The sequence below is a fragment of the Zavarzinia sp. genome (assembly GCF_041650655.1).
In the GTDB taxonomy this organism is placed as follows: Bacteria; Pseudomonadota; Alphaproteobacteria; order Zavarziniales; family Zavarziniaceae; genus Zavarzinia.
The window spans coordinates 1-24305 of the sequence record NZ_JBAZKR010000002.1 but is presented as its reverse complement, the minus strand read 5'-3'; the positions used below and the strand labels follow the sequence as shown (position 1 = coordinate 24305).

Here is a 24305-nt window from a genome sequence, read left to right as displayed (position 1 = left end):
TTGATTTTAAGCATCTTCGGACGGCGAACCGGACTCCACTTCGCCTGAAGATGCTTAGCCGTGCAGGCTGCGGCGGAGCACTGCCGCCATCTCGGCCACGGCCCGCCGCGACCCCCGCGAAATGCCGGGCATCGAGGCGAAGCCGTGGATCAGCGTCTCGAAGTGCAGGATCTCGACCGGGACGCCGGCCGCCTGCAACGCCTCGCCATAGGCGCGGCCCTCGTCGTGCAGGGGATCGAAGCCGGCCAGGACGACGGTCGCGGGCGGCAGGCCGCTCAGGTCCACTGCGCGGAGCGGCGAGATGCGGGGATCGGCGAGGTCCAGATGCGCCGGCAGGAATTGCTCCTTGAACCAAACCATGGTCGAGCGGTCGAGCAGGAAGCCGTTGCCGTAGGCTTCGTGCGACGGCCATTGCCGGGTCAGGTCGGTCGCCGGATAGATCAGGAATTGGTGGCGGGGCAGGGGCGCGCCGCTGCCGCGCAACTGCTGGCTCAGCACGGCCGAGATATGGCCGCCCGCACTGTCGCCGCCGACGCCGAGACGCTCGGGATCGGCCCCGAAGTCGCGGTGCCCGGCGGCGATATGGTGCCAAGCCGCCACGGCATCCTCGATCGCGGCGGGGAAGGGGTGTTCCGGCGCCAGCCGGTATTCGACCGAGAGCACCTGGCACTGCGCCGTCTCGGCCAGATAGCTGCACAGCGGATCGTAGGAATCGAGGTCGCCGATGACGAAGCCGCCGCCGTGGAAGAACACCAGGGTGGGGGCCGGCCCCACCGGCAGGTTGCGCGGGACATAGAGGCGAAGCGGAATGTCGCCGTGCGGTCCCGGGGCGCGGTGCTCCTCGATCCGCGCCATGGGCCGCGGCCGGCCGCCGAGGGCACTCGCCATGTCGCGCTGCAGGCGGCGGGTCTTCGCGATCGGCTGGGTTTCCAACGGCGGGCGGAGGCCGGTCAGCCGCAGCAACATCTGGAGATGCGGGTCGAGCGTTTTGCCGCCGTGGACGACCGCCCGTCCGCCGCTCATCCCGCGCAGCACGGGATGGGGCAGGCGGAACAATCCGGCCAGGACGGCCCTCTGGATGGAGCGGATCGGCATCCGGTTTCTCCCGGCTGAAACTACACGGCGCGCCCAGAATGCCCGGGCGGCACCGCCGCGCATCGGCCGTTTGAACCAGATGTTCAGCCCGCCAGCGCCTTGCCCGCCAGTTCGGCGACATTGCGCGACAGGCCGGGGCTCGCCACGATGCGCTCGAGTTCGGCCCGCATCAGGGCGGCCAGTTCGGGCCGGTAGCGGCGGAACCCGCCCAAGGGCTCGATCAGCCGGGCCGCGATCTGCGGGTTGGCGGCATCGATCGCCAGGATCTCGTCGGCCAGGAAGCGATAGCCGGAACCCGAGGCGTCGTGGAACCGATAGGGGTTCATCTGGCTGAAGGTGGCGATCAGGGCGCGCAGGCGGTTCGGCGTCTTGCGGTCGAAGGCGGGATGGGCGGCCAGCGCCTTCACGCGGTCCAGCACGTCGGCCGCCGGGCTCCGCGCCTGGAGCGCGAACCATTTGTCGACCACCAGCGGTTCCGCTTCGAAGCGGGCATAGAAATCGGCCACGGCTGCGCCGTAGTCCGGTCCGCCGATCAGCATCAGGGCGCCGAGCCCGCCGAGGGCCTGGGTGATGTCGCCCGCTTCCTGGTAATGGGCCTTGGCGCGGGCGACGTCGGCCGGCGTCGCGGCGGCGGCCAGCGTATCGAGCACGGCGTTCCGGAGCGCCCGGCGCCCGGCGCTCGCCGCATCGGGCGAGAAGGCGCCGGCGGGGCGGAGCATGTCGTGCAGCCGTTCGAGACGGTCGCGCAAGGCGTCCGCGGTCGCCCGGCGAAGCGCTTCGCGCGCTTCGTGCAGGGCGGCGGGATCGGCCGGCGGGCGCGCCAGCGCCAGGTCCTGCTCGCTCGGCAGCGCCAGCAGCAGGGCCTTGAAGGCATCATCGGCCGCCTGGTCGTCGAGCGCCCTGCCGAGGGCGGCGACGTAACGCGCCTCGCCCGCCACGTCCGGCGTGCCATAGGCGCGGGCGAGCAGCAGTTCGCGCGCCAAGGCCTGGCCGGAGTCCCAACGGTTGAACAGGTCGGGATCGGCGGCGAGACGGGTGAAGCGGTGTTCGCCCGGCTCTTCCAGCGTCAGATTGACCGGGGCCGAGAATTCCCGAAGGGCGGAGAGCACGGGCGGCCGGGCGACGCCTTCGAGCGTGATCTCGGCCGAAGCGCCGTCGAGCACCAGCACCGCTTCCTCGGCCGGGTCGGCGCCGGGGGCGGCGAAGGACTGCACCCTTCCGTCTTCGTCGAGCAGGCCGAGGCGAAGGGTGACGGGCAGCGGGCGCTTCACCGGCTGGCCCGGGGTCGGCGCCGTCCTCTGTGCCAGCGAGAGGGTGAGCCGCTTCGCCGCCGGGTCGTAGGCGGGCTTCACCGTAACGCTCGGCGTGCCGGCCTGGCGGTACCAGGACAGGACACCCGAAAGATCACGCCCGGTCGCCGCCTCGAAGGCGGAGAGGAAGTCTTCGACCGTCACCGCCATGCCGTCGAAGCGGGCGAAATAGGTGTCCATGCCGCGGCGGAAATCGGCCGGGCCGATCAGCGTCTTCAAAAGGCGGCAGATCTCCGCGCCCTTCTCGTAGACGGTCGCGGTATAGAAATTGTCGATCTTCTGATAGCTCTCGGGCCGGGCGGCATGGGCCAGCGGACCGGCATCTTCCGGGAACTGGCGGGCGCGAAGGGCGCGCACGTCCTTGATCCGCTGCACCGCCTCGCCCCGCTGGTCGGCGCTGAAGGACTGGTCGCGGAAGACGGTCAGGCCTTCCTTGACGCAGAGCTGGAACCAGTCGCGGCAGGTGATGCGGTTGCCGGTCCAATTGTGGAAATATTCATGGGCGACCACGCTCTCGATCCGCTCGTAGTCGAAATCGGTCGCGGTCGCCGGATCGGCCAGCAGGAGGGAGGAGTTGAAGATGTTCAGCCCCTTGTTCTCCATCGCCCCCATGTTGAAGTCGCGAACCGCGACGATCATGAAGAGGTCGAGGTCATATTCCCGGCCGAACGCCTGCTCGTCCCAGCGCATCGCCCGCTTCAGCGCGTCCATGGCGTAGGTGACGCGGGAAACCTGGCCCGGATCGCAATAGAGGCGGAGCGCCACGGTGCGCCCGGAGGCGGTGGTGAAACTGTCCTCCAGCAGGTCGAGTTCGCCGGCCACCAGGGCGAAGAGATAGCAGGGCTTGGGGAAGGGGTCGTTCCAGACCGCGTAATGCCGGCCGTCCGGCAGTTCGCCCGCTTCCATCAGGTTGCCGTTGGCGAGCAGGTGGCGGAAGGCCGCCGGTGCCGTGATGCGCACGGTATAGCGGGCGAGCACGTCCGGCCGGTCGGGGAACCAGGTGATCTTGCGGAAACCCTCGGCCTCGCACTGGGTATAATAGCGCCCGCCCGACATATAGAGGCCTTCGAGGGCCGTATTGGCCGCGGGATCGATCTCCACGACACTCTCGAAAGTGAAGCGGTCGGGCACCGTGTCCACGGTGACGCCGTGTTCGTCGATCCGATAGGCTCCCTCGGCCAGGGCGACGCCGTCGATCGTGAAGGAGATCGGCGTCAGCCGCTCGCCGTCCAGCACCAGGGGCGCACCGGGCGGGCCGTTCCGGCGCAGCGCCAGGCGTGCGGTCACCCGTGTCGCCTTGGGCGAGAGGTCGAAATCGAGTTCGACCGTATCGACCAGGAAGGCCGGCGGGCGATAGTCGGCCAGGAGGACGAGCAGGGTTTCGGCGGCGGGGGCGGCGTTCGACATGATCCGTCTACTTAGGCACACTCGCCCGCCGATACAATCTCCCTGTCGTCGACGCTTCTCAGGCCCCCAGCGCGGCGGCGAAGTCCGCCAGCGTGCAGTCGATCGGCACGATCGCCTGTTCGGCCAGGAAGCGGACCTCGTTCCGGCTCAAGGGGGCACCATCCAGCACCAGGAAATGCGGCCCGGCGGAGCGTTTCAGGATTTGCCGGGCATAGGTGCGCAGGAGCTGGTCGGTGAAGCGGCAGCCGAGGAAGAGGAAGCCGAGCGTGCTGCGCCGTTCCTTCACCGCATCGGGGATCGGGGTCTGGATGTCGATCTCGGTCAGCACTTCGACATAGTCGGAATCGGCGACCAGGAAATTGCGCGCGGGCACGATGCCGCCATGCGGCTTGTAGAGGAGCGTTTCCCACGCCTCGGCTTCTGCGACCGGGATTTCCGCACCGGCGGCGTCATAGGCGCGGTACCAGCGATCTTCGCCGATGCCGGCCCGCGTGATGCCCTGGATCTCGCCCCAGCCGGTCCGGTCTTCGAGCGTCTTGCGGAAGGCGCCGTCGTACCAGCCGTCGACGATCAGGGGCAACGGCAGAGCGGCCAGCGCCCGGTGCAGCGCGGTGGGCTCGACCGGGGCCGCGAAGATCTCCGCCATCAGGGCGGTCAGGGTCGCGCGGTGGCGGTTGCTCTCGATATATTGCGCGGCGGCCCAAGGGTTGCCGCGGGCCCGCTTCGGCAGGGCGACCCGGCGGCCGAGTGCGGTGGCCAGCGCCTCATAGGAGGTCGGCACAGCGGGCGCGGCCAGGGCGGCCACGCCGGCGCCTGCAAAGGGGGCCAGGCGGCCGGCACGAAGGGCGGCGACGACCTGGGGCAGGGCGGCCTCGCCGGCGGCGATGTCGAGGGGCGGCAGCGCGTTCATGGCCTCAATCCTCCCCGCCGCGCTTCTTGGCGTTCACGGTGATCGGCAGGCGGGTGTCTGCCGCCATTTCCGGCAGGTCGAGGATCCAGCCGTTGGCGAGCTTGACCCAGCCGCCCCACAGCGCCTCGCGCTCGATCTCGACCACGCCTTCCTCGAGGTCCTTCTTGGGGACATAGACGGACAGGCCCGTGGCGGCCTTGCGGATCATCACCTTCATGCGCGTGCTCCTTCGCTGGGTTGGTCGACGGCGGCCAATTCGCGCCCGCGCATGCCGACGACGATGCCGCTGTCGACATATTCGACGGCATAGATGTAGTAACGCTGGAGGAACATGCCGATGTCGCGCACGTAACCGACCTCGCCCTTGCGGACCAGGATCTCGCCCACGTCACGGCCGGCGAAAGTGCCGTCGTTCTTCACATATTTGGTGGAGCGCACCTTGGTGCCCGGCTTGAAGACCGGGGGCTTGCGGGTCTCCACCTCTTCCTCACGGCCAAGTCCCATCGTCGTCCTCCTCGGTTTCACGCAGGCGGTTCAGGCGGATCTGCACGTTCTCCCGCACCAGCGGGTCGGCATCCTCGGCGAATTCGGGCAGCACCGACGGTGCCGCCCGTTCCGCCGCGGCGAAGCGCACGCGCAGGTCCGGATCGGCGGCAAAGCGGCCGAGGCGCGCGGGGTCCAGCCGTTCCGCCACTTCGAGGCGGACCAGCGGGTCTTCGTCGGCCGCCATTTCGGCCAGCCGTTCGGGCGCTATCCGCCGCGCCACCCAGCGCCTGACCTCCGGTTCGGGATCGGCGATGGCGAGGGCCAGGACGGCCGGTTCCATGCGCCGGACTGCGATCAGCCGGACGTAGTAATCTTCGTCGTCCAGGAGCGCGATCAGCGCCTTGCCGGACAAGCGGCTGGCCACGGCGATGCGCACCCGTCGGTCGCCGTCGGTCGCCAGTTCCCTCACCCGTGTCTCGGGCAGGCGCAGCGCCGCCATCGCCCGGACCTCCGGCTCCGGATCCGCCAGCAGGGAAGGCAGGCGGAACAGGCTGGCGTATTTGGCGGCGATCGCCCGGACCTCGAAATAGGGATGGTCCAGGTAATGGTCCGCCAAATCCGGGTGTTCGACGAAGAAGCGTTCCACCCGCCGGGCCCGCCGGTCGCGCACGCAGGCGCTGCCCTTGCGGCAGCGTCCGTCGCGATGCATCGCCTCGTGCGGGCAGGACCGGCAGGTGACGGGCCGTCCCAGCCAATCGAGGTCCTCGCTTGGCAGGTCCATGGCCGGCGACCGGCGATGTCCGGATCAGGCCGGGACGCAGGTCTTCGGCACCGGGCACACGGCGGCGCACTGCGGGCTGTCGAACTGGCCCTCGCATTCCGTGCACTTGCTCGGGTTGATCACGAAGATGTCGCCCTTCATCGAGATGGCGGCATTCGGGCATTCGAATTCGCAGGCGCTGCAGCCGGTGCACTGGGAGGAGATGATCTTGTAGGCCATGATTGAGCTCCGTTGCTTCGGGGGTTATGCGGAAAGTTGTGCCGGTTCGACGCCGTAACGCGCCGCATACCAGGCGGCGATGCCGGCTTCGATCCAGTCGTAGGCATGGTCGTCGGTCGCGGCGATGCCGGCGGCGGTCAGGCTGTCCTTCGGGCAGTCGCCGATCTTGGCGCAGAGCACGACGTCGATCCCGTCCAGCGCCTCGATCACGCCGTCGAGCGTGGCATCCTCGCCCCAGCCGCCTTCGCAATATTGCTCGACCTTGCGATGGCCGATGAATTCGATGCCCTTGGCCGAGGCTTCGTAGACCTGGAATTCCTTGGCGTGGCCGAAGTGCTGGTTGATGCGCCCGCCGCCCTTGGTGGCGACGGCGATCAGGACCGAGCCGGTCTCGCCCATGGCCTTCAGTTCGGCGTCGGCTTCCTTGCGCTTGGCGACATGCTCGCCGCGCTCGACGGCGACGATCTCGCGGTAGGCCTCGCGCTTGCTCGGATCGTAGACGACGTCTTCGCCGACCTGGTCCATGGTGAATTCCTGGCCCCGGTCCTCGCCCAGGAGGCCGACCGCATCGGCCCGGCACTGGCGGCAATGGCGCATCAGCTTGGTGCCGTCGGAGAGTTGGTCCTGCAACGCCTTCAATTCCATCGCGGTCGGGCCGCGCTGGCCGGTCAGGCCGAAATGGGTGCCATGCGCCGGATCGGAGATCAGCGGCATGATGTTGTGCAGGAAGGCGCCCTTCTCCTTCACGACGCGGTTCACCTCGATCAGGTGCTCGTCGTTGATGCCCGGGATCATCACGGAATTGACCTTGACCAGGATCTTGCGCGCGGCCAGCAGGTCCAGGCTCTCCATCTGGCGTTCGTGCAGGATCCGGGCGGCGTCGATTCCGGTCCAGCGCTTGTTCTTGTAGAAGATCCAGGGGTAGATCTTGGTACCCACCTCGGGGTCGACCATGTTGATGGTCAGCGTGACGTGATCGATGTTCATGGCCGCGATCTCGTCGACGTGATCGGGCAGGGCCAGCCCGTTCGACGAGATGCACAGCTTCACGTCCGGGATTTCGCCCGAGACCAGCTCGAAGGTCGCCTTGGTCTTGCGCCAGTCGTAGCAGGCGTCACCCGGCCCGGCGATGCCGAGGACGGAGAATTGCGGCACCTCGTTGGCGACCGCGATCACCTTGCGCAGCGCCTGGTCCGGGGTCAGCTTCTCGGAGACGACGCCCGGCCGGCTCTCGTTCGCGCAGTCGTATTTCCGATTGCAGTAGTTGCACTGGATGTTGCAGGCGGGAGCGACCGCGACATGCATCCGGGCGAAATAGTGATGGGCCTCTTCGGAATAGCAGGGGTGATCCTTGATCCGGTCCCACAGTTCCGGCGGCAGATCGTTCGCCGTGTCGGACGAGCCGCAGCTCGACGAGGAACAGCCGCCGTCCTTCAGCGCCTCGCGCATCGATTCCGCGGTGGTGGGAGCCGTAAGGCTGCCGAGCGATATGAGTTGCGCCACGCTCTCTCTCCGTCACGTGAGATCCCCACGGTTGGGAGAGCAAGCGCCGTGCCAGAACGGCAAAGCCTTGATTTGATTGGGCGATCATCGAAAGCGCGACGCCCGCTTGTCGGTCCTCCGACACGCGGGCGTCATTCTTGTCGGTCCTCCGACACGATATGTACGAAAGCTCAGAAACGCTTGATCGGAATGTCGTGCTTCCGGAGGGCATAGCCCATCTGGCGCGGCGTCAGGCCCAGGATGCGGGCTGCCTTGGCCTGGACCCAGCCGGCCGTCTCCATGGCTTCGACCAGGCGTTCCTTCTCGCTCTTGCCGTCGGCCGGGCTGGCCGGGCAATTGCCCGGGGCGGGGCAGGCGGCAGGCCATTCGCCCGCGTCGGCGTCGCAGGGCGTGGGGGCCGGGGCCGCCTCGCGCTGGCGCGCCGCCCTGGTCAGGCCGGGCGGGGCGATCGGCAGCGGCTGGAAGCCGGCCGGGGTCGCGCTCTGCTGATGGATCGGGCCCTTCCATAGAAGGGCCGACAGGCAGCCGTCGTTGCGGCAGGCGAAATCGCCGGCCGAAATCGACAGGCCCTGGGCCAGGGTCGCGGTGCGCCGGATACAGTTTTCGAGCTCGCGCACATTGCCCGGGAAATAGCAGCTCGACAGGACCGCCAGCGCCTCGTCGTCGATCGCCAGTTCGGTACTGTTCTCTTCGTTGAAGCGGCGCAGGAATTCCTTGGCCAGCTTCGGAATGTCACCCGGGCGGTCGCGCAGCGGCGGCAGGAACAGGGGCACCACGCTGATCCGGTAATAGAGGTCGGCGCGGAATTCGCCCTTGGCCACCGCCTCTTCGAGATTGCGGTTGGTGGCGGCGATCAGGCGCACGTCGACCTTCAGGGTCTTGCTGCCGCCGACCCGCTCGAACTCGCCTTCCTGGAGCACGCGGAGGAGCTTGCTCTGGAACACGGCCGAGATTTCGCCGATCTCGTCGAGGAAGAGGGTGCCGCCGTCGGCCAGTTCGAAACGGCCCTTGCGGGTCGCCACGGCGCCGGTGAAGGCGCCCTTCTCATGGCCGAAGAGTTCGGATTCGAGCACGCTCTCCGGCAAGGCGGCGCAGTTCAGCTTGATAAAGGGGGCGTCCTTGCGGGGCGACAGGTCGTGCAGCGCCTGGGCGAAGAGTTCCTTGCCGGTGCCGGATTCGCCCCTGAGCAGCACGGTCGAATGCGAGCGCGCGACGATCCGCACCTTGTCGAGGACGGAGCGGATGGCCGGGCTGTCGCCCACGATGCCCTTGACCGGCACGGGGCCGACGGGGCGGAGCGGGCGGACGTTCTCTTCCAGCACCTTGGCCAGGCGGTGCTGTTCCGCGATCAGGCGCTGGCGGTCCTGGGCGATCAGGCGCTGCAGGCGGACCTGCTGGCCGACCAGGGTCGCCACCATGGTCAGGAAGCGGACATCTTCGTCATAGCGGAAATGGGGCTGCTCGCTCCAGTTCCGGTCGATGGTCAGGGTGCCGATCACCTTGTCTCGTTCCTTGATCGGCACGCCGATGAAGGAATAGGACAGGCCCTTGGGGCCCCAGGTCGAAAAGTCGAGGTCGGAGAACAGCGGGTCATAGGCCGCGTTCTCGACCACCAGCGCGGTCTTGGTGACCACGATGCGGCCGATCGCCCGTTCGGGCAGGCGCTCGAAATAGCGCTTGGCCGTCGCCTCGCTCCAGCCCGACCCCACCACGATCTCCGGCGTGCCGGCATCATCGAGCAGGGCGATCAGGCCGTTCCGCATGTCGAGGAAACTCGACAGCAGGGAGAGCACGCCGGCCAGGCTGCTCTCCAGCCGGGCCGGTGTCGCCAGCAGCTTGGAAATCTCGTAGATGCCATAAAGGGCCATGGCGGCCCTGCGGCCGTCGAAGTCTTGGCCGCCGGACGCCAGCCGGGCGGCAACGTCGGCCGCACTCACCTCGCCGCCGGCGTTTTGCGCCGCAGCGGTCCCCGACATCGATTGGGTACTCGCCATTACATGTCCCCGCGCCAGGAAGGCCACGCACGATCTGAGGCGATCACATTCTTGTATTAGATGGAGTTTCGACTGCGAGGGTCAACGCCGAACTGCCCCCGGAATAGAAAAGACAATGGTCGAATTCGCCAGATGCAGAGCTTCGCGCCCAGTGTTGCAGGGCAAGAATTGCTGCGCTGCGACATAAACCCGCACGGGGCGGAGGGGCGGGCCGGCTGGGGGTGGCGCCGGCCCTGGGCTGGACCCGTCAGCGAGCCACCTTGCGATCGAGGAAGTCGTGGATCAGGGCGGCGATCTCCGGCCCCTTGCTCTCCAGCGCGAAATGGCCGGCGTCGAGCAGGTGGATTTCCGCCTGGGGCTGGTCACGCTTGAAGGCTTCGGCGCCCGGCGGCAGGAAGAAGGGATCGTTCTTGCCCCAGACGGCGAGCAGCGGCGGGCGCTTCGTGCGGATGTAGTCCTGGAATTTCGGATAGAGGGCCACGTTGCTCTGATAGTCGCCGAACAGGTCGAGCTGGATCTCGTCGTTGCCCGGCCGCGCCAGATAGGCGGAATCGAGGGTCCAGGCGTCGGGCGAGAGATGCTCCTTGTCGGAAACGCCGAAGGAATACTGGCCGGCGACGGAATCGGGCGTGATGAAGGCGCGCAGCGCCTCGCGGTTGGCGGGCGAGGGGTCCTTCCAATAGGTCTGGATCGGGTTCCAGCCCTCGCTGAGACCCTCGAGATAGGCGTTGCCGTTCTGCGAGACGATCGCCGTGATCCGCTCGGGATGGCTCAGCGCCAGGCGGAAGCCCACGGGGGCGCCGTAGTCGAAGACATAGAGGGCATAGTGCTCGAGCTTCAGCGCCTCGGTGAAATGCTCGGTCACCTGGGCCAGGTGGTCGAATGTATAGGCGAAGGCGTCACGGCCCGGCGCCTCGGTGCGGCCGAAACCCGGCAGGTCCGGCGCGATCACGTGATAGCGGTCGGCCAGGGCCGGGATCAGGTCGCGGAACATATGCGACGAGGTCGGGAAGCCGTGCAGCAGCAGGACGGTCGGGGCCTTGGGATCGCCGGCCTCGCGGTAGAACAGCTTCACGTCGTCGACCGCGACCGTGTGATAGGTCGGCGCCGGTACGGCGGCAGCGGCGTGCGGTTTGACGCCGGCGTCGGCGACGGGGGCGAAGGCGGCCGTGGCGACGGCGGCCAGGATGAAGCGGCGCATGGGAGGGGGCCTTTCGGGTCCGGGTGTCAAATGGTAACCGTTTAATCGGCATAAAGACGGTTATCGCGCTTTGGATAACTTGTAAACCGAAAAAATTACGGTTATCTAATTCCTGTCGGCCCGACCGCCGATCGCGGGAGATTCGCTCATGGCCGCCGGCCGTCCTGCCCCCTTCTTCATCGGCGACGACCTCGCCCTGGATTTCCTCAATTCGATCGCGACACCGGTCGACCTGCCGGTCGAATGGCTGGCCGATGGCGCCGACCTGCTGGACTGGCTCGCCGCTTCGGGTGCCGTGCCGGCTGCGGAGATCGCACGTTTCCGGGCCGGCGCCGTGCTGGACGAGCTGGATCTCGTCGCGGCCCGGGCGCGCGGGCTTCGCGAATGGTTCCGCGGCTTCGTCGCCGCCCATGCCGGTCGCCCGCTGGAGGCCGCGGCCCTGGCCGAACTCGGCCCGGTCAACGGGCTCCTGGAGCGGGACCGCCTGTACCGCCGGGTCGAGGCGTCGGGCGACCGTCTGGCGCTCGCCGAAATCCGCCGTTTCGAGACGCCGGACGCCCTGCTGATCCCGCTCGCCGCCGCCATGGCGGAGTTGCTGACCCGGCGTGACATGACGCTGGTCCGTCACTGCGAGGGCCAGGGCTGCACCCTCTGGTTCTACGACACGTCGAAGAGCCATGGCCGCCGCTGGTGTTCCATGGCGGCCTGCGGCAACCGTGCCAAGGCGAGCGCCCACCGCGCCCGCCAGCGCGCGACGCCCATGTGCGAATAGGCGATTGATAACCTCTTAAAAATATGTTTGAAGGTTATTTGTGGCGCCGCGAGCGCCCTTCCCTTCGACCTGAGAGGTTCGCGATGATCGGCAAGAAGACGTGCGGGGCGCTGGCGGCGGCCCTTTCCCTCGCTGCGGGCATCAGTCCGGCGCCGGCCCAGGTCGCCTTGAGCGGGCGGAGCCTGCCGCTGGCGCTGGCGATCGAAGCGGCCCAGGCGGCGATCAAGGCTTGCGAGGCGTCGGGCTACAATGTCTCGGTTTCGGTGGTCGATCAGTCGGGTGTCGTCAAGCTGCAGGCCAAGGGCGACCACAGCACGATCCACACCAAGGATTCGAGCTTCCGCAAGGCCTATACGGTGGTGACCCTCGGCCCGATCTTCAAATTCGATACGAGCGGCGCTTTCGCGGCCCTGGTGGCCAGGAGCCCGAACGGCCCGGCGCTGACCTCGCTGCCGGATGTGCTGGCGCTCGCGGGCGGCGTCGCCGTCAAGTCGGGTGACGAGATCATCGCGGCGATCGGCGTCGGCGGCGCCCCCGGCGGCGACAAGGACGAAGCCTGCGCGGCGGCCGGCCTCGCGGCGATCAGGGATCGGATCTGATCAGGCGCCGCGCGGCCCGAACAGGATGACGGCGCTGCCCGCGAGGCAGAGGGCGGCGCCGGTGAGATCGAACCGATCGGGCCGCGTCTCTTCGACGAGCCAGAGCCAGGCGAGCGAGGCGCAGATATAGATCCCGCCATAGGCGGCATAGGCACGGCCGGCGAAATCGGCCTCCACCCTGGTCAGCAGCCAGGCGAAGGCGATCAGGCAGGCGAGCCCGGGCAGCAGCCAGAGCGGTGACTGGCCGAGCCGTGCCCAGGCCCAGAAGGCGAAGCAGCCGGCGATCTCGCAGGCCGCGGCCAGGACGAAGAGGCTGAGCCCGGCCACCGGCTCAGGCTGCGCCGGGCACGCCGCGCGAGGTCGAATATTCGAAATGCACGAGTTTGTCCGGGTAGATATGGGCCTGCGCCGCATGGGCCGCCGTCGCCGCCTCGGCGAAACCCGAAAGGATGAGCTTCAGCTTGCCGGGATAGGTGGCGATGTCGCCCACGGCGAAGACGCCGGGGATATTGGTGGCGCAGTTCCGCTGCTCGACCGCGATCCGCGCCTCGTCGAGCCCGAGACCCCAGTCGGCGATCGGGCCGAGGGTCATGGCGAGGCCGTAGAAGGGCAGCAGGACATCGGCCGGCAGAACCTTCTTCTCGCCTTCGAGGGTGGCGACGCGGACCCCGGTCAACTTGCCGTAAGTCCCCTGCAACCCGTCGAGCTGATAGGGCACCACGAGATCGACCGCCCCCGCCTTGGCGAGGTCGTCGAGCTGGCGGAGCGATTCGGGAGCGGCGCGGAACTTCGGCCGGCGATGCACCAGGGCGACACTCTCGGCCACTTCGACCAGGCTCAGCGCCCAATCCACGGCACTGTCGCCGCCGCCGGCGATCACCACCTTCTTGTCGCGGAAATCCTCGCGCCGGCGGACCAGATATTGGACCCCCTTGGTGCTCTCGTAGAGCGACAGGTTGTCGAGCGGCGGGCGGTTCGGCCCGAAGGCGCCGCAGCCGGCGGCCACGATCACGGCACCGGCCTCGACCGTGGCACCCTTGCTCGTCTTCAGGCGGAAACGGCCGCCGTCGATCGGTTCGAGATGGGTGACCTGCTGATCGAGCAGGTAATAGGGCGCGAAGGGCGCGGCCTGGGCTTCCAGCTTGTCGATCAGGGTCTGGCCGTCGATCGCGGGATGCGCCGGAATGTCGTAGATCGGCTTTTCGGGATAGAGGGCCGTGCATTGCCCGCCGAGCGCATCGAGTGCATCGACGACCACGGACTTCAGGCCCAGCATGCCCGCCTCGAAAACCGCGAAGAGCCCGACCGGGCCGGCCCCGATGATGGCGACGTCGGTTGCCAGGATCTCGGACATGCGTTGACCACTCCACTGCCAGCAGGGCCGCCACCATGGCCCCATGCGCCCGTGGATTCAAGCACCCCCGAATTCGCGCCCCCGGGTTGCGGCCCCTGGGGGCGAAAGGCTAAAGTCCGCCATCTTCCGCCGACACCCGGATTCGGACCCCTCTCGCGTGCAGATCGACTTGCCCGACCTCGATGGGACGGCCGCGCTGGCGGCCCGGCTCGCCCGCCTGGCGAGGCCGGGGGATTGTATCGCGCTCCGAGGTGATCTCGGTGCCGGCAAGACGGAACTGGCGCGCGCCTTCCTGCGCGCTGCCGGGGTCGTGGAAGACGTGCCGAGCCCGACCTTCGCCCTGGTCCAGCCCTATGATACCGACCTCGGCCCCGTCGCCCATTTCGACCTCTACCGGATCGAGGATCCGTCGGAACTCGACGAATTGGGTTTCGACGCGGCGTTGGACGACGGCATCGTGCTGGTCGAATGGCCGGACCGGCTGGGTTCCCGCCTGCCGGCCGATCGGCTGGACGTGACACTTACGCTCACCGCGGGCTCCGCCCCGCCTTCTTCTCCCGAGGCGGGCTCTGCCCCGCCTTCTTCTCCCGAAGCGGGCTCCGCCCTGCCTTCTTCTCTCGAAGCGGGCTCCGCCCTGCCTTCTTCTCTCGAAGCGGGCTCCGCCCGCAGGGCCGAACTGATCGGCCATGGTTCCTGGAGCCGGCGCCTCGCCGGACTTTCGATTGCCGGATCTTCCGAATGACTGACCGTAATGCGGCGATCGCCGATTTCCTGGGCTCCATCGGTTGGGGCGATGCCGCGCGCCGGCCGCTCGCCGGCGATGCCTCGTTCCGCCGCTACGAGCGGGTGGAAAAGCCGGACGGCCGCAGCGCCGTCCTGATGGATGCGCCCCCGCCCAAGGAGGACGTGCGCCCCTTCGTCGGCATCGACCGCCACCTGACCCGCATCGGCCTCTCGGCGCCTCAAGTGCTGGCGGCCGACATCGCCCGCGGCTTCCTGCTGCTCGAAGACCTGGGCGACGACAGCTATACCACGGTCCTGGCCGCCGATCCGGCCAAGACCGAGGCACTCTACGAAGCGGCGGTCGACGTGTTGATCGAGCTGCGGGGCGCACCGGCGCCGGGCACCACCCGCTTCGTCGACGGTACCGCGCACCGCCCGGCCGCCTATGACGCCAAGACTTTCGCCTTCGGCCCCTCGCTGGTGCTCGACTGGCATGTCCCCGCCCTTCGCATGGGCCTGGAGCCCGAGGCGGGCGAGGCTTTCCGGGCGATCTGGGCCGATCTCTGGCGCCGCCTGCCGCGCGAGCGCGAGACCTTGATGCTGCGCGACTATCACGCCGACAACCTGCTCTGGCTGCCAGGAAGGAAGGGCGCGGCGCGGGTCGGCCTGCTCGATTTCCAGGACGCCACCCTGGGTTCCCCCGCCTATGACCTGGTCTCCCTGATCGAGGATGCGCGGCGCGACGTCGACCCCGCCCTCGGCGCCGAGCTGAAGGCGCGCTATGCCAAGGGGGCGGCCAGGGTCGATCCCCGCTTCGATGCCGCCGCCTTCGAGGCCGCCTATGCGATCCTCGGGGCGCAGCGGAACAGCCGCATCGCCGGCGTCTTCGTCCGCCTCTGGAAGCGCGACGGCAAGCCCCGCTACCTCGATTATCTGCCGCGGGTCTGGCGTCATCTGGAGCGTGACCTGCGCCATCCCCTGCTGGGCAATCTGCGCGCCTGGTACGACCATTATCTTCCGGGCGAGGACCTGCGCGCCGGCATCCGGACCTTCGCGGCATGAGCGCGGCCATCGACACCGCCATGGTGCTGGCCGCCGGCAAGGGGCTCCGCATGCGCCCCCTGACCGACCGCATCCCGAAACCGCTGGTCGAGGTCGCGGGGCGGAGCCTGCTCGATCGCCTGCTCGACCGCCTGGCCGCCGCCGGCATCGCCCGCGCCGTCGTCAATACCCACCACCTGGGCGACCAGATCGCCGCCCGCCTGTTGCTCCGCCGCGCCGCCGGCATGGGGCCGGCGACCGAGATTTCGGACGAGAGCGGGCTCCTGCTCGAAACCGGCGGCGGCACGGCCAAGGCCCTGCCCCTGCTGGGCGACAAGCCCTTCCTGGTCTGCAATGCCGATACCTTGTGGCGCCAAGGGATGCGCGATCCGATCGCCGACCTGATCCGCAGCTTCGATCCCGCGACGATGGACGCCCTTCTCCTGCTGGCGCCGACCATCGGCACGGTAGGCCTCGAAGGGCTCGGCGACTTCCTGATGGCGGCGGACGGCCGCCTGACCCGCCGGCCCGAGAGCCAGGTGGCACCCTTCGTCTATGCCGGCTGCGCCGTCATGAACCCGGCGAGTTTCCACGACCTGCCGGACGGACCTTTCTCGCTCAATCTCCTGTGGGACCGGGCGATCGAGGCCGACCGGCTCTACGGCCTCCGGCTCGACGGGCAGTTCCTCCATGTCGGCACCATCGCCGCCATCGGCGAGGCGGAGCGCGCCCTTGCCGACCTCGGCTGAAGGGCTTCGCCTCGCCGATCTGGCGCCGGTCACCGGCCGGCCGGCGCTGTTCACGATTCCGGCCGGCACTTCCTTCGTCGATGCCGTGGCGGAGGCCCTGCTGGCGCGGGCAGGGGGCGATCCCCTGGAACTCGCCGCGAGCCTGATCCTGGTGCCGACCAGGCGCGCCGCCCGCTCGCTCCGCGAAGCCTTCCTGCGCCGCTCCGCCGGCAAGGCGGTGTTGCTGCCCCGCCTCCGCCCGCTCGGCGACGCGGACGAGGAAGAACTGGCCCTGACGGCCGAGACCGGCGCCCTGGAGCTGCCGCCGGCGATCGAGCCGCTGACCCGGAAATTCCTGCTCGCCCGCCTGGTCATGGGCTGGTGGCGGGCGCGGGGCGAGGCGGCGGATGCCGGGGCGGCGCTGGCCCATGCCCAGGAGCTGGCCCGGCTGATCGACGAGATGGAGACCGAGGGCATCGATTGGTCCGCCCTCGATCACGTCGTGCCGGATGCGCTGGCCAGCCATTGGCAGGTCACGCTGGATTTCCTGAAGATCGCGGCGCGCGACTATTGGCCGGTGATCCGCGATGCCCATGGTGCCATGGACCCGGCGGCCCGGCGCAACCAGCTCCTGCTCGCCCAGGCCGAAGCCTGGCGCCGGACGCCGCCCTCCCATCCGGTGATCGTCGCCGGTTCCACCGGCTCGATCCCGGCCACTGCGCATCTGATGGCGGTGGTCGCCCGCCTGCCCAAGGGGGCGGTGGTACTGCCCGGCCTCGACCTCGCCATGGATGACGGCGATTGGGCGGCGCTGGAACCGGGCCATCCGCAATGGATGCTGCGCGAGCTTCTGGCACGCATCAGGGCCGACCGCGCCGATGTCGGCCTCTGGCCGGACGGCGGGCCGGTGCCCCCGCCCGATGCGCGCGCCGCCCTGCTCGCCGAAGCGATGGCACCGGCGGCGACCACCGAGCGCTGGTCGGCCAGCCGCCGCAGCCTCGATCTCGACGGCGCGCTCGCCGGCCTTTTCCGCATCGATGCCGCCGACAGCCCGGCCGAAGCCCGTGCCATCGCCCTCCTGATGCGCGAAGTGCTGGAAACCCCGGCGGCGACCGCCATGCTGGTGACGCCGGACCGCAACCTGGCGCGTCGCGTCGCCGCCGAATTGACCCGTTGGGAGGTCGAGGTCGACGACAGCGCCGGCACCAGCCTGGGCGCCACCGTGCCGGGGGCCTTCCTCCGCCATGCCGTCGACATGGTCGCGGGGCGTTTCACGCCGCTCGATCTGCTCGCCTGCCTGAAGCACCCCTTCGCCACCCTGGGGCTCGAGCGGGCCGAGATGCTGCGCCGTCTGCGCCGGCTGGAACGCAAGCTGTTGCGCGGGCCGCGGCCGGCCGCCGGCCTCGCCGCCCTGCGCGATCTCGCGGCGGCGAAGGACGAGGAATTGGCCGATCTGGTCGACCGCCTGGACCGCGCGACGGCACCGCTGGCGGCCGCGCTGGCGGCGGGCGGCGATCTCGCGGCGATCGCGGCCGCCCATGTCCAAGCCACTGAGGCCCTGGCCGACGGGCCGGCAGCGCCCGGTGCCGAAATCCTCTGGCGCGGCGAGGCGGGCGAGGCCGCCGCCGGCCTGATGCAGGAAATGCTGGCGGCAGCCCCCGCCATGGCCGAACTCGCCCCGCGGGACTATCCGGGCCTGTTCGAGCAATTGGCGGCCGGCGTCGCGGTCCGCCCGCGCTGGGGCCGGCATCCGCGGCTGCGCATTCTGGGCCCGCAAGAGGCGCGTCTCGAAGCGGCCGACCTGGTGATCCTGGGCGGTCTCAACGAAACCACCTGGCCGGCCGAACCGCCGGCCGATCCCTGGGCCTCGCGTGCCATGCGAGAAAAGCTCGGGCTGCCCCCGGTCGAGCGCCGGCTCGGCCAGGCGGCCCATGATTTCGTCACCCTGGCGGCGGCGCCCCGGGTGGTGCTGACCCGGGCGGCCAAGGTCGACCTGTCGCCGACCGTGCTGTCGCGCTGGCTCCGCCGGCTCGACGCCCTGGTGGGCGAGGGGCGCTGGCAGGCAGGCCCTGCGCCCGCCTGGGCCTTGTCGCTCGACCCGCCGGAAGGCGCCCCCTGGCCCGAGCCGGCGCCCCGCCCGCCGGTCGAACTCCGCCCGACCAGTTTCTCCGTCTCGGACATGGAAGGGCTGGTGCGCGATCCCTATGCCCTCTATGCCAAGCGGATCCTGCGCCTGAAGCCGCTCGCCCCGATCGACGAGGCGCCGGGGGCGCGCGACCGCGGCAACATCATCCACGAAGTGCTCGACGCCTTCGTGCGCGAAACCGGCCCCGGCTCGCTGCCGGACGACGCCTTGGAACGCCTGACCGCCCTCGGGCGCGAGGTCTTCCGGCGTTACGACGACCAGCCGGCGGTGCAGAGCTTCTGGTGGCCGCGCTTCCTCGGCGTGGCGCGCTGGTTCCTGGGGATAGAGGCGGCGCGCCGGGCCGAAGGCTTCGCCCCCCTGGCGGTCGAGACGGAAGGCGAAATGCCGCTTGCCGCCGGCGGGCGCGACCATGTGATCACGGCGCGGGCCGACCGCATCGACCGCCGCCCGGACGGCAGTACGGTCGTGATCGATTACAAGACGGGCCGGCCGCCGACCAAACCCGACATGGAGCGCGGCTATCGCCCGCAATTGCCGCTCGAAGCGGCGATCCTGGCGCGCGGCGGCTTCGCCGAGGTCGGCCCGTCCTCGGTCGGCGCCATCGAAGTCTGGCGCCTGACCGGCGGCAAACCGGCGGGCGAGGTGAAGACGATCGGCGAGGGTGACGCCATGACGCTCGCCGACGGCGCGGTCGAAGGCGCCGTCCGCCTGCTCGCCGCCTATGCCGATCCCGACCAGCCCTATCTGGCCAAGCCCAACCCGAAGCGCGCCGGCTTCGGGGACTACGACCATCTCGCCCGGGTCGGCGAATGGGGCGAGGAGGGCGAGGCATGACCGCGGCCCAATCCAGCGCCGCCGATCCCGCCGCCTCGGCCTGGGTCTCGGCCTCGGCCGGCACGGGCAAGACCCATGTGCTGACCAACCGGGTGCTGCGCCTGCTGCTGGCGGGGGCGGCGCCGGAACGCATCCTGTGCCTGACCTATACCAAGGCGGCGGCGGCCGAAATGGCCAACCGCATCCAGGCCCGCCTGGCCGATTGGGCGGTGGCGCCCGACGCCCGCCTGTTCGACGCCCTGGCCCGGCTGACCGGCGAGCCGCCGGAAGTCGAGACCATGGTGGCGGCGCGCCGCCTCTTCGCCCGCGTGCTGGAGGCGCCGGGGGGACTCCGCATCCAGACCATCCATTCCTTCTGTCAGTCGCTGCTGGGCCGTTTCCCGGTCGAGGTCGGCCTGGCGCCGCGCTTCACCGCACTGGACGAGGCGGGTGCCGCCGAACTCCTGGCCGAGGCGACGGCCGAAGTGCTGCGCGCCGCCGATCCCGCCCTGAAGGCTTCGGTGGAACGCCTGTCGTCCATCGCCTCGGACGAGACTTTCGATGCCATGGTGTCGGGCTTCGTCGGCGGCCGCACCCGTCTGCCGGAGGATCTGGGGCCGGCGACCCTGCCGCGTTACCTGGGCGATCTCGCCCTGGCGCTCGGCCGCGGGCCGGAAGACGTCGGCGGCGGGGCCGCCGTCTATGACGCCTTCGCCGCCCGCCGCCGGGCGTCGCCCGCGGCACTCCGAGACGTCGCGGCGGCGCTGGCTCAGGGGACGATGACCGACGCCAAGGCGGCGGCAGCCCTGGCCGCCTTTGTCGCCGGCGGCGATTTCGACAGCTATGTCGCGATTTTCCTGACCGACAAGGGGCTCCCGCGTAAGAATCCGATGACGGTGAAATTGGCTGCCCGCTTCCCGCGCGAGGCGGCCTGGATGGCGGACGAAGCCGATCTCCTGGCCAAGCTGCGCATCGAGGCGACCACGGCCGATGTCCATGCCGCCTCCGCCGCCCTGCTCACCTTGGGCGCCGCGATCCTGGGGCGTTACGCCGAAGCCAAGGCGCGGCGCCGCGCGGTCGATTATGACGACATGGTGCTGAAGGCGCGCGACCTCCTGACCAAGGGGGCGGCCGCGGCCTGGGTCCTCTACAAGCTCGACGGCGGCATCGACCATCTGCTGATCGACGAGGCGCAGGACACCAGCCCCGCGCAGTGGGAACTGGTGCGTGCCCTGACCGAGGAATTCTTCGCCGGCCAGAGCGCCGGGGAACGGCACCGCACCGTCTTCGCCGTGGGTGACGTCAAACAGTCGATCTATTCCTTCCAGGGCGCGGCACCCGCCGTCTTCGGCGAGGAACGCCGCCGCGTCGCCCTGGCCGCGGCAGCCGCCGGCAAGCAGTTCCGCCCGGTCGAGCTGGATCTCTCCTTCCGCTCGGTGCCGCTCGTGCTCGGCCTGGTCGATGCCGTCTTCGCGCAGGACCCGGCGAAGCCCGGCGTGGTCGAGGACGGCGTGCTGGCCCATGCCGCCCATCGCAAGGGTGGCGCCGGCCTGATCGAACTCTGGCCGGTCGAAGAGGGCGAAACGGCGGAGGAAGGCGAAGCCTGGGCCGCAATGCGCAGCGCCGCCCGCGGGCGCAGTGCCCAGACTGCACTGGCCGAGCGGATCGCGGGCGAGACCGCCGCCTGGCTCGGCCGGCGCGACATCCTGCCCTCGCGCGGGCGGCCGATCCGGCCCGGCGACATCATGGTGCTGGTCCGCCGCCGCACCCCCTTCGTCGACGCCCTGACCCGGGCCTGCAAGGCGCGCGGCGTGCCCGTCGCCGGCAGCGACCGCATGGCATTGGCGGACCAGCTCGGCGTCAAGGACCTGATGGCGGTCGGCCGTTTCGCCCTGCTGCCGGACGACGACCTGACGCTGGCCTGTGTCCTCAAGGGTCCCTTCGTCGGCCTCGCCGAGGGAGCGCTGCTGGAACTCGCGGCATCCCGTGCCGAGAATTGGAGCCTGTGGCGGGCGCTGCGCGCCAGGGCGGGCGAGCGGGCGGATTTCGCCGCCGCCCACGGCTTCCTGGCCGAAGTGCTGGAACGCGCCGATTACGTCGCCCCCTATGATTTCTTCGCCCGGCTGCTCGATCGTCACGGCGGGCGGCGGCGCCTGCTCGGCCGTCTCGGTCCCCAGGCGGCCGAACCGGTCGAGGAATTTCTCTCCCTCGCCCTTCGCCACGAGTCGGATCACGCGCCCTCGCTGCAAGGCTTCCTCCAGGCAGTCGCGACCGGCGAGATCGAACTGAAGCGCGACCTCGACCGCGGCCGGGACGAGCTTCGCATCCTCACCGTTCATGCCGCCAAGGGCCTGCAGGCGCCGATCGTCCTGCTGCCCGATACCACGGGCGTGCCGGCGCCCCGCGAATCCCTGTTCTGGACCCCGGGCGGCCTGCCGGTCTGGGCCGTCGCCGGGGCCATGGCCCTGCCCGCGGTGGCCGACCTTCGCCAGACCGTGGCGGAAGCGGGACTGGCCGAATATCGCCGCCTCCTCTATGTCGCCCTGACGCGGGCGGAGGACCGGCTGATCGTCTGCGGCTGGCGCGCCGGCCGGGCCGAACAGGCGCATCAGGCCGGCTCCTGGTACGATCTCGTGGCCGCCGCCTTCCCGGCGGAGGCCACGGAAGCGGTCCTGTCCGACGGCACCCCGGTGCTTCGCCTGGCGAGTCCGCAGGAAGCCCCGGTGGCCGAGCAGGAAGCGGCGGCGGAAGGGGCGGTCGCCGCCCGGGCCTTGCCCGACTGGGCCGCCCGCCCGGCCCCGGTCGAGCGCCGGCCGTCCGATCCCCTGAGCCCGTCCCGCCTCGCCGATGCCGACCTCGGGGTGGCGAGTCCGCTCGCCCTCGGGGGGACGGCGCGTTTCCTGCGCGGGCGCCTCGTCCACCGCCTGCTCGAACTCCTGCCCGAAGTGGCGGCGGAAGCCCGGGCCGGGGCGGCGGCGCGCTTCCTGGCCTTGCGCGGTGAAGACCTGGGACCGGACGGCCAGGCGGCCCTGGCGGCGGAGACGCTGGCGGTGCTGGCCGATCCCGCCTTTGCCCCGGTCTTCGGCCCAGGCAGCCGGCCGGAAGTGCCGATCGCCGCCGTGCTGGGCGAAGAAACCGTGCTCGGCCAGATCGACCGTCTGGCGGTGCTGGAAGACCGGGTGCTGATCGTCGATTTCAAGACCGACCGGCCCTCGCCGGCCGACTGGCGGGCGGTGGCACCCGGCTATCTCCGCCAGTTGGCGCTCTACCGGGCGGCGGTCGCCCGGCTCTATCCCGGGCGCCCGGTCGAGGCGGCCCTGCTCTGGACCGAGACGCCGCGCCTGATGCCGATCCCGGGCGCAGCGCTCGACGCATGTCTGGCAGACCTGCCCGGCGTCTCCCGCCCTGTTGACGCTCCCCCCGGGGCTACCTAGATTTACCGACCGAGTGATCTCATGCTGCAGGGCGAAATGTCCCGCCGCCACGAAAGGTACCCTGAACCATGCCCACCAAGAAGGTGACCGACAGCTCCTTTGCGACCGACGTCCTCGGCGCCCCCGGCCCCGTGGTCGTCGACTTCTGGGCCGAATGGTGCGGCCCCTGCAAGCAGATCGGCCCGAGCCTCGAAGAAATCGCCGAGGAACTGGGCGGCCAGGTCACCATCACCAAGATCAACATCGACGAAAACCCGGGCACCCCGGCCCGCTACGGCGTGCGCGGCATCCCCACCCTGATGCTGTTCCGCGACGGCAAGGTGGCGGCGACCAAGGTCGGCGCCCTGCCCAAGGGCAAGATCGTCGAGTGGATCAACAACTCCCTCTGATCCAGGATCGCCCGAAGGCCCCGGCCGCCGGCCGGGGCCTTTCGTTTGCTTGGCGTCCCTCGCTCCAACCGGGGGGACGGGCCGGGGGCATGGGGAAGCCCCGAGGCAGACCGCCATGTCCGTGACCGTCGAGCCGACGGGTGCCGAAGATGGCGCCGTATGCGATTGCTGCGGGCGGCGTTCGCGCATCGTCCGGGGCCATGCCTTCGTCGACGGCCGGGCTGCCGCGGCCTATTTCGTCCATTGGACCGAAGGCCATGTCGCCGATCGCGGGGCCAACATCGATCTCATCCTCGGCGGCTGGGGCGAGGGGGCGACGGCGGCGGGACGGGTCGCCCTCGCTCTCGCCTACCGGCGGCTCGAGACCGGCCCCGCCATGATGGTGATCGACGCGGCCGGCCGGCCCGTTTCGGCGAGTTCCCTGGTCGGCCGGGCGCTCCGCCGCGACGAAGTGATCGGGACGAGCCTGGCCGGCGAAGCCTTTGCCGTCGCGGACGCCATCCTGGCCCTGGATCCGCGGGTCGCGGAACTCCTGGGCGACTGGCGGCTCGAAGCCGGGCCGCCATGATCCTTCGTTTGACTTTGACGGGCGGGCGCATCGTTGCTAAGAACGTCGCCTGCTCCCGGCGCGGGTGTAGTTCAGAGGTAGAACATCAGCTTCCCAAGCTGAGTGTCGTGGGTTCGATTCCCATCACCCGCTCCAATTCGCCGGAACCGCCGTGAGCCGTATTCCCCTTCTTTTCCTGCCCGGGCTGCTCTGTGACGAGCGGCTGTGGCGGGGTCAGGCCACGGCGCTGGCCGATATCGCCGATGCCCGTATCGCCGACCTGACGCAGGATGCGACGATCGCCGCCATGGCCGAGCGGGCGCTCGCCACGGTGGAGGGCGATTTCGCCCTGGCCGCGCTTTCCATGGGCGGCTATGTCGCCTTCGAGATCCTGCGCCGGGCGCCCGAGCGGGTGCGCCGCCTGGCCCTGTTCGACACCTCGGCCGGGCTCGACGGGCCGGAGCAGGCGAAGCGCCGCAAGGCCGGGCTCATGAGCCTGAAGATCGGCCGTTTCGTCGGCGTCACCCGGCGCTTCCTGCCCGAGTTGGTGCATGCTTCCCATGTCGACGGGCCGGTCGGCCGGACGGTGATGGAAATGGCGGAAAAGGTCGGGGTCGAAGCCTATCGGCACCAGTTGCAGGCGATTCTGGGCCGGGTCGATTCGCGTCCCCTGCTGCCGCGATCGCGGTGCCCACCCTGGTCGCGGTCGGCGACGGCGACCGCATCACGCCGCCGACCGAAGCCCTGGCGCTCCACCGCGGCATTGCGGGCTCGACCTATCACGTCTTCTGCGACTGCGGCCACCTGCCGCCGCTCGAAAAGCCGGAGGAGACCTGCCGCCTGCTCCGCCACT

Annotated in this window: 22 protein-coding genes and 1 tRNA gene; 11 read left to right on the top strand and 12 right to left on the bottom strand. The window is 69.9% G+C overall.

Annotation, left to right across the window (positions count from 1 at the left end; all coding sequences use genetic code 11):
* Positions 1–54 precede the first annotated feature (54 nt).
* From WC493_RS00620 to WC493_RS00575, 10 genes are all read right to left on the bottom strand, one after another.
* Entirely contained in the window at positions 55–1095 is a 1041-nt protein-coding gene (locus tag WC493_RS00620; RefSeq protein WP_373061432.1) for an alpha/beta hydrolase, read from the bottom strand.
* An 83-nt stretch (positions 1096–1178) separates the two neighbouring features.
* Entirely contained in the window at positions 1179–3812 is a 2634-nt protein-coding gene (gene pepN / locus WC493_RS00615; RefSeq protein ID WP_373061430.1) for an aminopeptidase N, read from the bottom strand.
* A gap of 58 nt (positions 3813–3870) precedes the next feature.
* Complete coding sequence (locus tag WC493_RS00610; protein WP_373061428.1) at positions 3871–4722, bottom strand: SIR2 family protein; 852 nt, start codon at positions 4720–4722, stop codon at positions 3871–3873.
* A 4-nt stretch (positions 4723–4726) separates the two neighbouring features.
* On the bottom strand, positions 4727–4939 hold the full coding sequence (gene nifT / locus WC493_RS00605) for a putative nitrogen fixation protein NifT (protein WP_373061426.1): 213 nt from the start codon (positions 4937–4939) through the stop codon (positions 4727–4729).
* A complete protein-coding gene (locus tag WC493_RS00600; protein ID WP_373061424.1) occupies positions 4936–5226 on the bottom strand; it encodes a nitrogen fixation protein NifZ in 291 nt (96 codons plus the stop codon). Before WC493_RS00600 ends, nifT begins: the two co-directional genes overlap by 4 nt.
* Positions 5210–5989, bottom strand: a complete 780-nt coding sequence (locus WC493_RS00595) for a 4Fe4S-binding leucine-rich repeat protein (protein WP_373061422.1) — start codon at positions 5987–5989, stop codon at positions 5210–5212. Before WC493_RS00595 ends, WC493_RS00600 begins: the two co-directional genes overlap by 17 nt.
* Positions 5990–6013: 24 nt before the next feature.
* A complete protein-coding gene (locus tag WC493_RS00590) occupies positions 6014–6208 on the bottom strand; it encodes a 4Fe-4S dicluster domain-containing protein (protein WP_373061420.1) in 195 nt (64 codons plus the stop codon).
* Between the two features lie 24 nt (positions 6209–6232).
* Complete coding sequence (gene nifB / locus WC493_RS00585; protein ID WP_373061418.1) at positions 6233–7711, bottom strand: nitrogenase cofactor biosynthesis protein NifB; 1479 nt, start codon at positions 7709–7711, stop codon at positions 6233–6235.
* A 170-nt stretch (positions 7712–7881) separates the two neighbouring features.
* On the bottom strand, positions 7882–9687 hold the full coding sequence (gene nifA / locus WC493_RS00580) for a nif-specific transcriptional activator NifA (protein ID WP_373061416.1): 1806 nt from the start codon (positions 9685–9687) through the stop codon (positions 7882–7884).
* 265 nt (positions 9688–9952) lie between these two features.
* Positions 9953–10906 (bottom strand): alpha/beta fold hydrolase, encoded by a 954-nt coding sequence (locus tag WC493_RS00575; RefSeq protein ID WP_373061414.1) that lies wholly within the window; start codon positions 10904–10906, stop codon positions 9953–9955.
* Positions 10907–11054: 148 nt separating this feature from the next.
* Here WC493_RS00575 and WC493_RS00570 point away from each other — a divergent pair, with 148 nt between their 5' ends.
* Positions 11055–11678, top strand: coding sequence for an ABATE domain-containing protein (locus WC493_RS00570; protein WP_373061412.1), 624 nt, complete (start codon positions 11055–11057; stop codon positions 11676–11678).
* 83 nt (positions 11679–11761) lie between these two features.
* A complete protein-coding gene (locus tag WC493_RS00565) occupies positions 11762–12277 on the top strand; it encodes a heme-binding protein (RefSeq protein ID WP_373061410.1) in 516 nt (171 codons plus the stop codon).
* Here WC493_RS00565 and WC493_RS00560 read toward each other — a convergent pair whose 3' ends face one another.
* Both WC493_RS00560 and WC493_RS00555 read right to left on the bottom strand, forming a co-directional pair.
* Positions 12278–12604, bottom strand: a complete 327-nt coding sequence (locus WC493_RS00560) for a YnfA family protein (protein WP_373061408.1) — start codon at positions 12602–12604, stop codon at positions 12278–12280. It lies immediately after the preceding gene.
* A gap of 4 nt (positions 12605–12608) precedes the next feature.
* Complete coding sequence (locus WC493_RS00555; RefSeq protein WP_373061406.1) at positions 12609–13631, bottom strand: NAD(P)/FAD-dependent oxidoreductase; 1023 nt, start codon at positions 13629–13631, stop codon at positions 12609–12611.
* 157 nt (positions 13632–13788) lie between these two features.
* On the opposite strand from WC493_RS00555, the gene tsaE reads away from it, so the two are divergent.
* The 9 genes from tsaE to WC493_RS00510 form a co-directional block, all read left to right on the top strand.
* Positions 13789–14373, top strand: coding sequence for a tRNA (adenosine(37)-N6)-threonylcarbamoyltransferase complex ATPase subunit type 1 TsaE (gene tsaE, locus WC493_RS00550; RefSeq protein WP_373061404.1), 585 nt, complete (start codon positions 13789–13791; stop codon positions 14371–14373).
* Entirely contained in the window at positions 14370–15416 is a 1047-nt protein-coding gene (locus tag WC493_RS00545) for an aminoglycoside phosphotransferase family protein (protein WP_373061402.1), read from the top strand. The genes tsaE and WC493_RS00545 overlap by 4 nt, the downstream gene beginning before the upstream one ends.
* Positions 15413–16144, top strand: a complete 732-nt coding sequence (locus WC493_RS00540) for a nucleotidyltransferase family protein (protein WP_373061400.1) — start codon at positions 15413–15415, stop codon at positions 16142–16144. The genes WC493_RS00545 and WC493_RS00540 overlap by 4 nt, the downstream gene beginning before the upstream one ends.
* A complete protein-coding gene (gene addB / locus WC493_RS00535) occupies positions 16128–19103 on the top strand; it encodes a double-strand break repair protein AddB (RefSeq protein WP_373061398.1) in 2976 nt (991 codons plus the stop codon). Before WC493_RS00540 ends, addB begins: the two co-directional genes overlap by 17 nt.
* Positions 19100–22516 carry a double-strand break repair helicase AddA gene (gene addA / locus WC493_RS00530; RefSeq protein WP_373061396.1) on the top strand — a complete coding sequence of 1139 codons (3417 nt, stop codon included), beginning with the start codon at positions 19100–19102 and terminating at the stop codon, positions 22514–22516. The genes addB and addA overlap by 4 nt, the downstream gene beginning before the upstream one ends.
* 68 nt (positions 22517–22584) lie before the next feature.
* Positions 22585–22905 carry a thioredoxin TrxA gene (trxA, locus tag WC493_RS00525; RefSeq protein ID WP_373061393.1) on the top strand — a complete coding sequence of 107 codons (321 nt, stop codon included), beginning with the start codon at positions 22585–22587 and terminating at the stop codon, positions 22903–22905.
* Between the two features lie 115 nt (positions 22906–23020).
* Positions 23021–23473, top strand: coding sequence for a hypothetical protein (locus WC493_RS00520; protein WP_373061391.1), 453 nt, complete (start codon positions 23021–23023; stop codon positions 23471–23473).
* Positions 23474–23533: 60 nt separating this feature from the next.
* Positions 23534–23608 (top strand) — tRNA-Gly (locus WC493_RS00515).
* A 16-nt stretch (positions 23609–23624) separates the two neighbouring features.
* A partial coding sequence (locus tag WC493_RS00510; RefSeq protein ID WP_373061389.1) for an alpha/beta fold hydrolase occupies positions 23625–24305 on the top strand: 681 nt, incomplete at its 3' end.

Bases quoted from the DNA above. Each gene is read 5' to 3' on its own strand.
- WC493_RS00620 (WP_373061432.1), bottom strand. From the start codon at position 1,095: ATGCCGATCCGCTCCATCCAGAGGGCCGTCCTGGCCGGATTGTTCCGC.
- pepN (WP_373061430.1), bottom strand. From the start codon at position 3,812: ATGTCGAACGCCGCCCCCGCCGCCGAAACCCTGCTCGTCCTCCTGGCC.
- WC493_RS00610 (WP_373061428.1), bottom strand. From the start codon at position 4,722: ATGAACGCGCTGCCGCCCCTCGACATCGCCGCCGGCGAGGCCGCCCTG.
- nifT (WP_373061426.1), bottom strand. From the start codon at position 4,939: ATGAAGGTGATGATCCGCAAGGCCGCCACGGGCCTGTCCGTCTATGTC.
- WC493_RS00600 (WP_373061424.1), bottom strand. From the start codon at position 5,226: ATGGGACTTGGCCGTGAGGAAGAGGTGGAGACCCGCAAGCCCCCGGTC.
- WC493_RS00595 (WP_373061422.1), bottom strand. From the start codon at position 5,989: ATGGACCTGCCAAGCGAGGACCTCGATTGGCTGGGACGGCCCGTCACC.
- WC493_RS00590 (WP_373061420.1), bottom strand. From the start codon at position 6,208: ATGGCCTACAAGATCATCTCCTCCCAGTGCACCGGCTGCAGCGCCTGC.
- nifA (WP_373061416.1), bottom strand. From the start codon at position 9,687: ATGTCGGGGACCGCTGCGGCGCAAAACGCCGGCGGCGAGGTGAGTGCG.
- WC493_RS00575 (WP_373061414.1), bottom strand. From the start codon at position 10,906: ATGCGCCGCTTCATCCTGGCCGCCGTCGCCACGGCCGCCTTCGCCCCC.
- WC493_RS00570 (WP_373061412.1), top strand. From the start codon at position 11,055: ATGGCCGCCGGCCGTCCTGCCCCCTTCTTCATCGGCGACGACCTCGCC.
- WC493_RS00565 (WP_373061410.1), top strand. From the start codon at position 11,762: ATGATCGGCAAGAAGACGTGCGGGGCGCTGGCGGCGGCCCTTTCCCTC.
- WC493_RS00555 (WP_373061406.1), bottom strand. From the start codon at position 13,631: ATGTCCGAGATCCTGGCAACCGACGTCGCCATCATCGGGGCCGGCCCG.
- WC493_RS00545 (WP_373061402.1), top strand. From the start codon at position 14,370: ATGACTGACCGTAATGCGGCGATCGCCGATTTCCTGGGCTCCATCGGT.
- WC493_RS00540 (WP_373061400.1), top strand. From the start codon at position 15,413: ATGAGCGCGGCCATCGACACCGCCATGGTGCTGGCCGCCGGCAAGGGG.
- addA (WP_373061396.1), top strand. From the start codon at position 19,100: ATGACCGCGGCCCAATCCAGCGCCGCCGATCCCGCCGCCTCGGCCTGG.
- trxA (WP_373061393.1), top strand. From the start codon at position 22,585: ATGCCCACCAAGAAGGTGACCGACAGCTCCTTTGCGACCGACGTCCTC.
- WC493_RS00520 (WP_373061391.1), top strand. From the start codon at position 23,021: ATGTCCGTGACCGTCGAGCCGACGGGTGCCGAAGATGGCGCCGTATGC.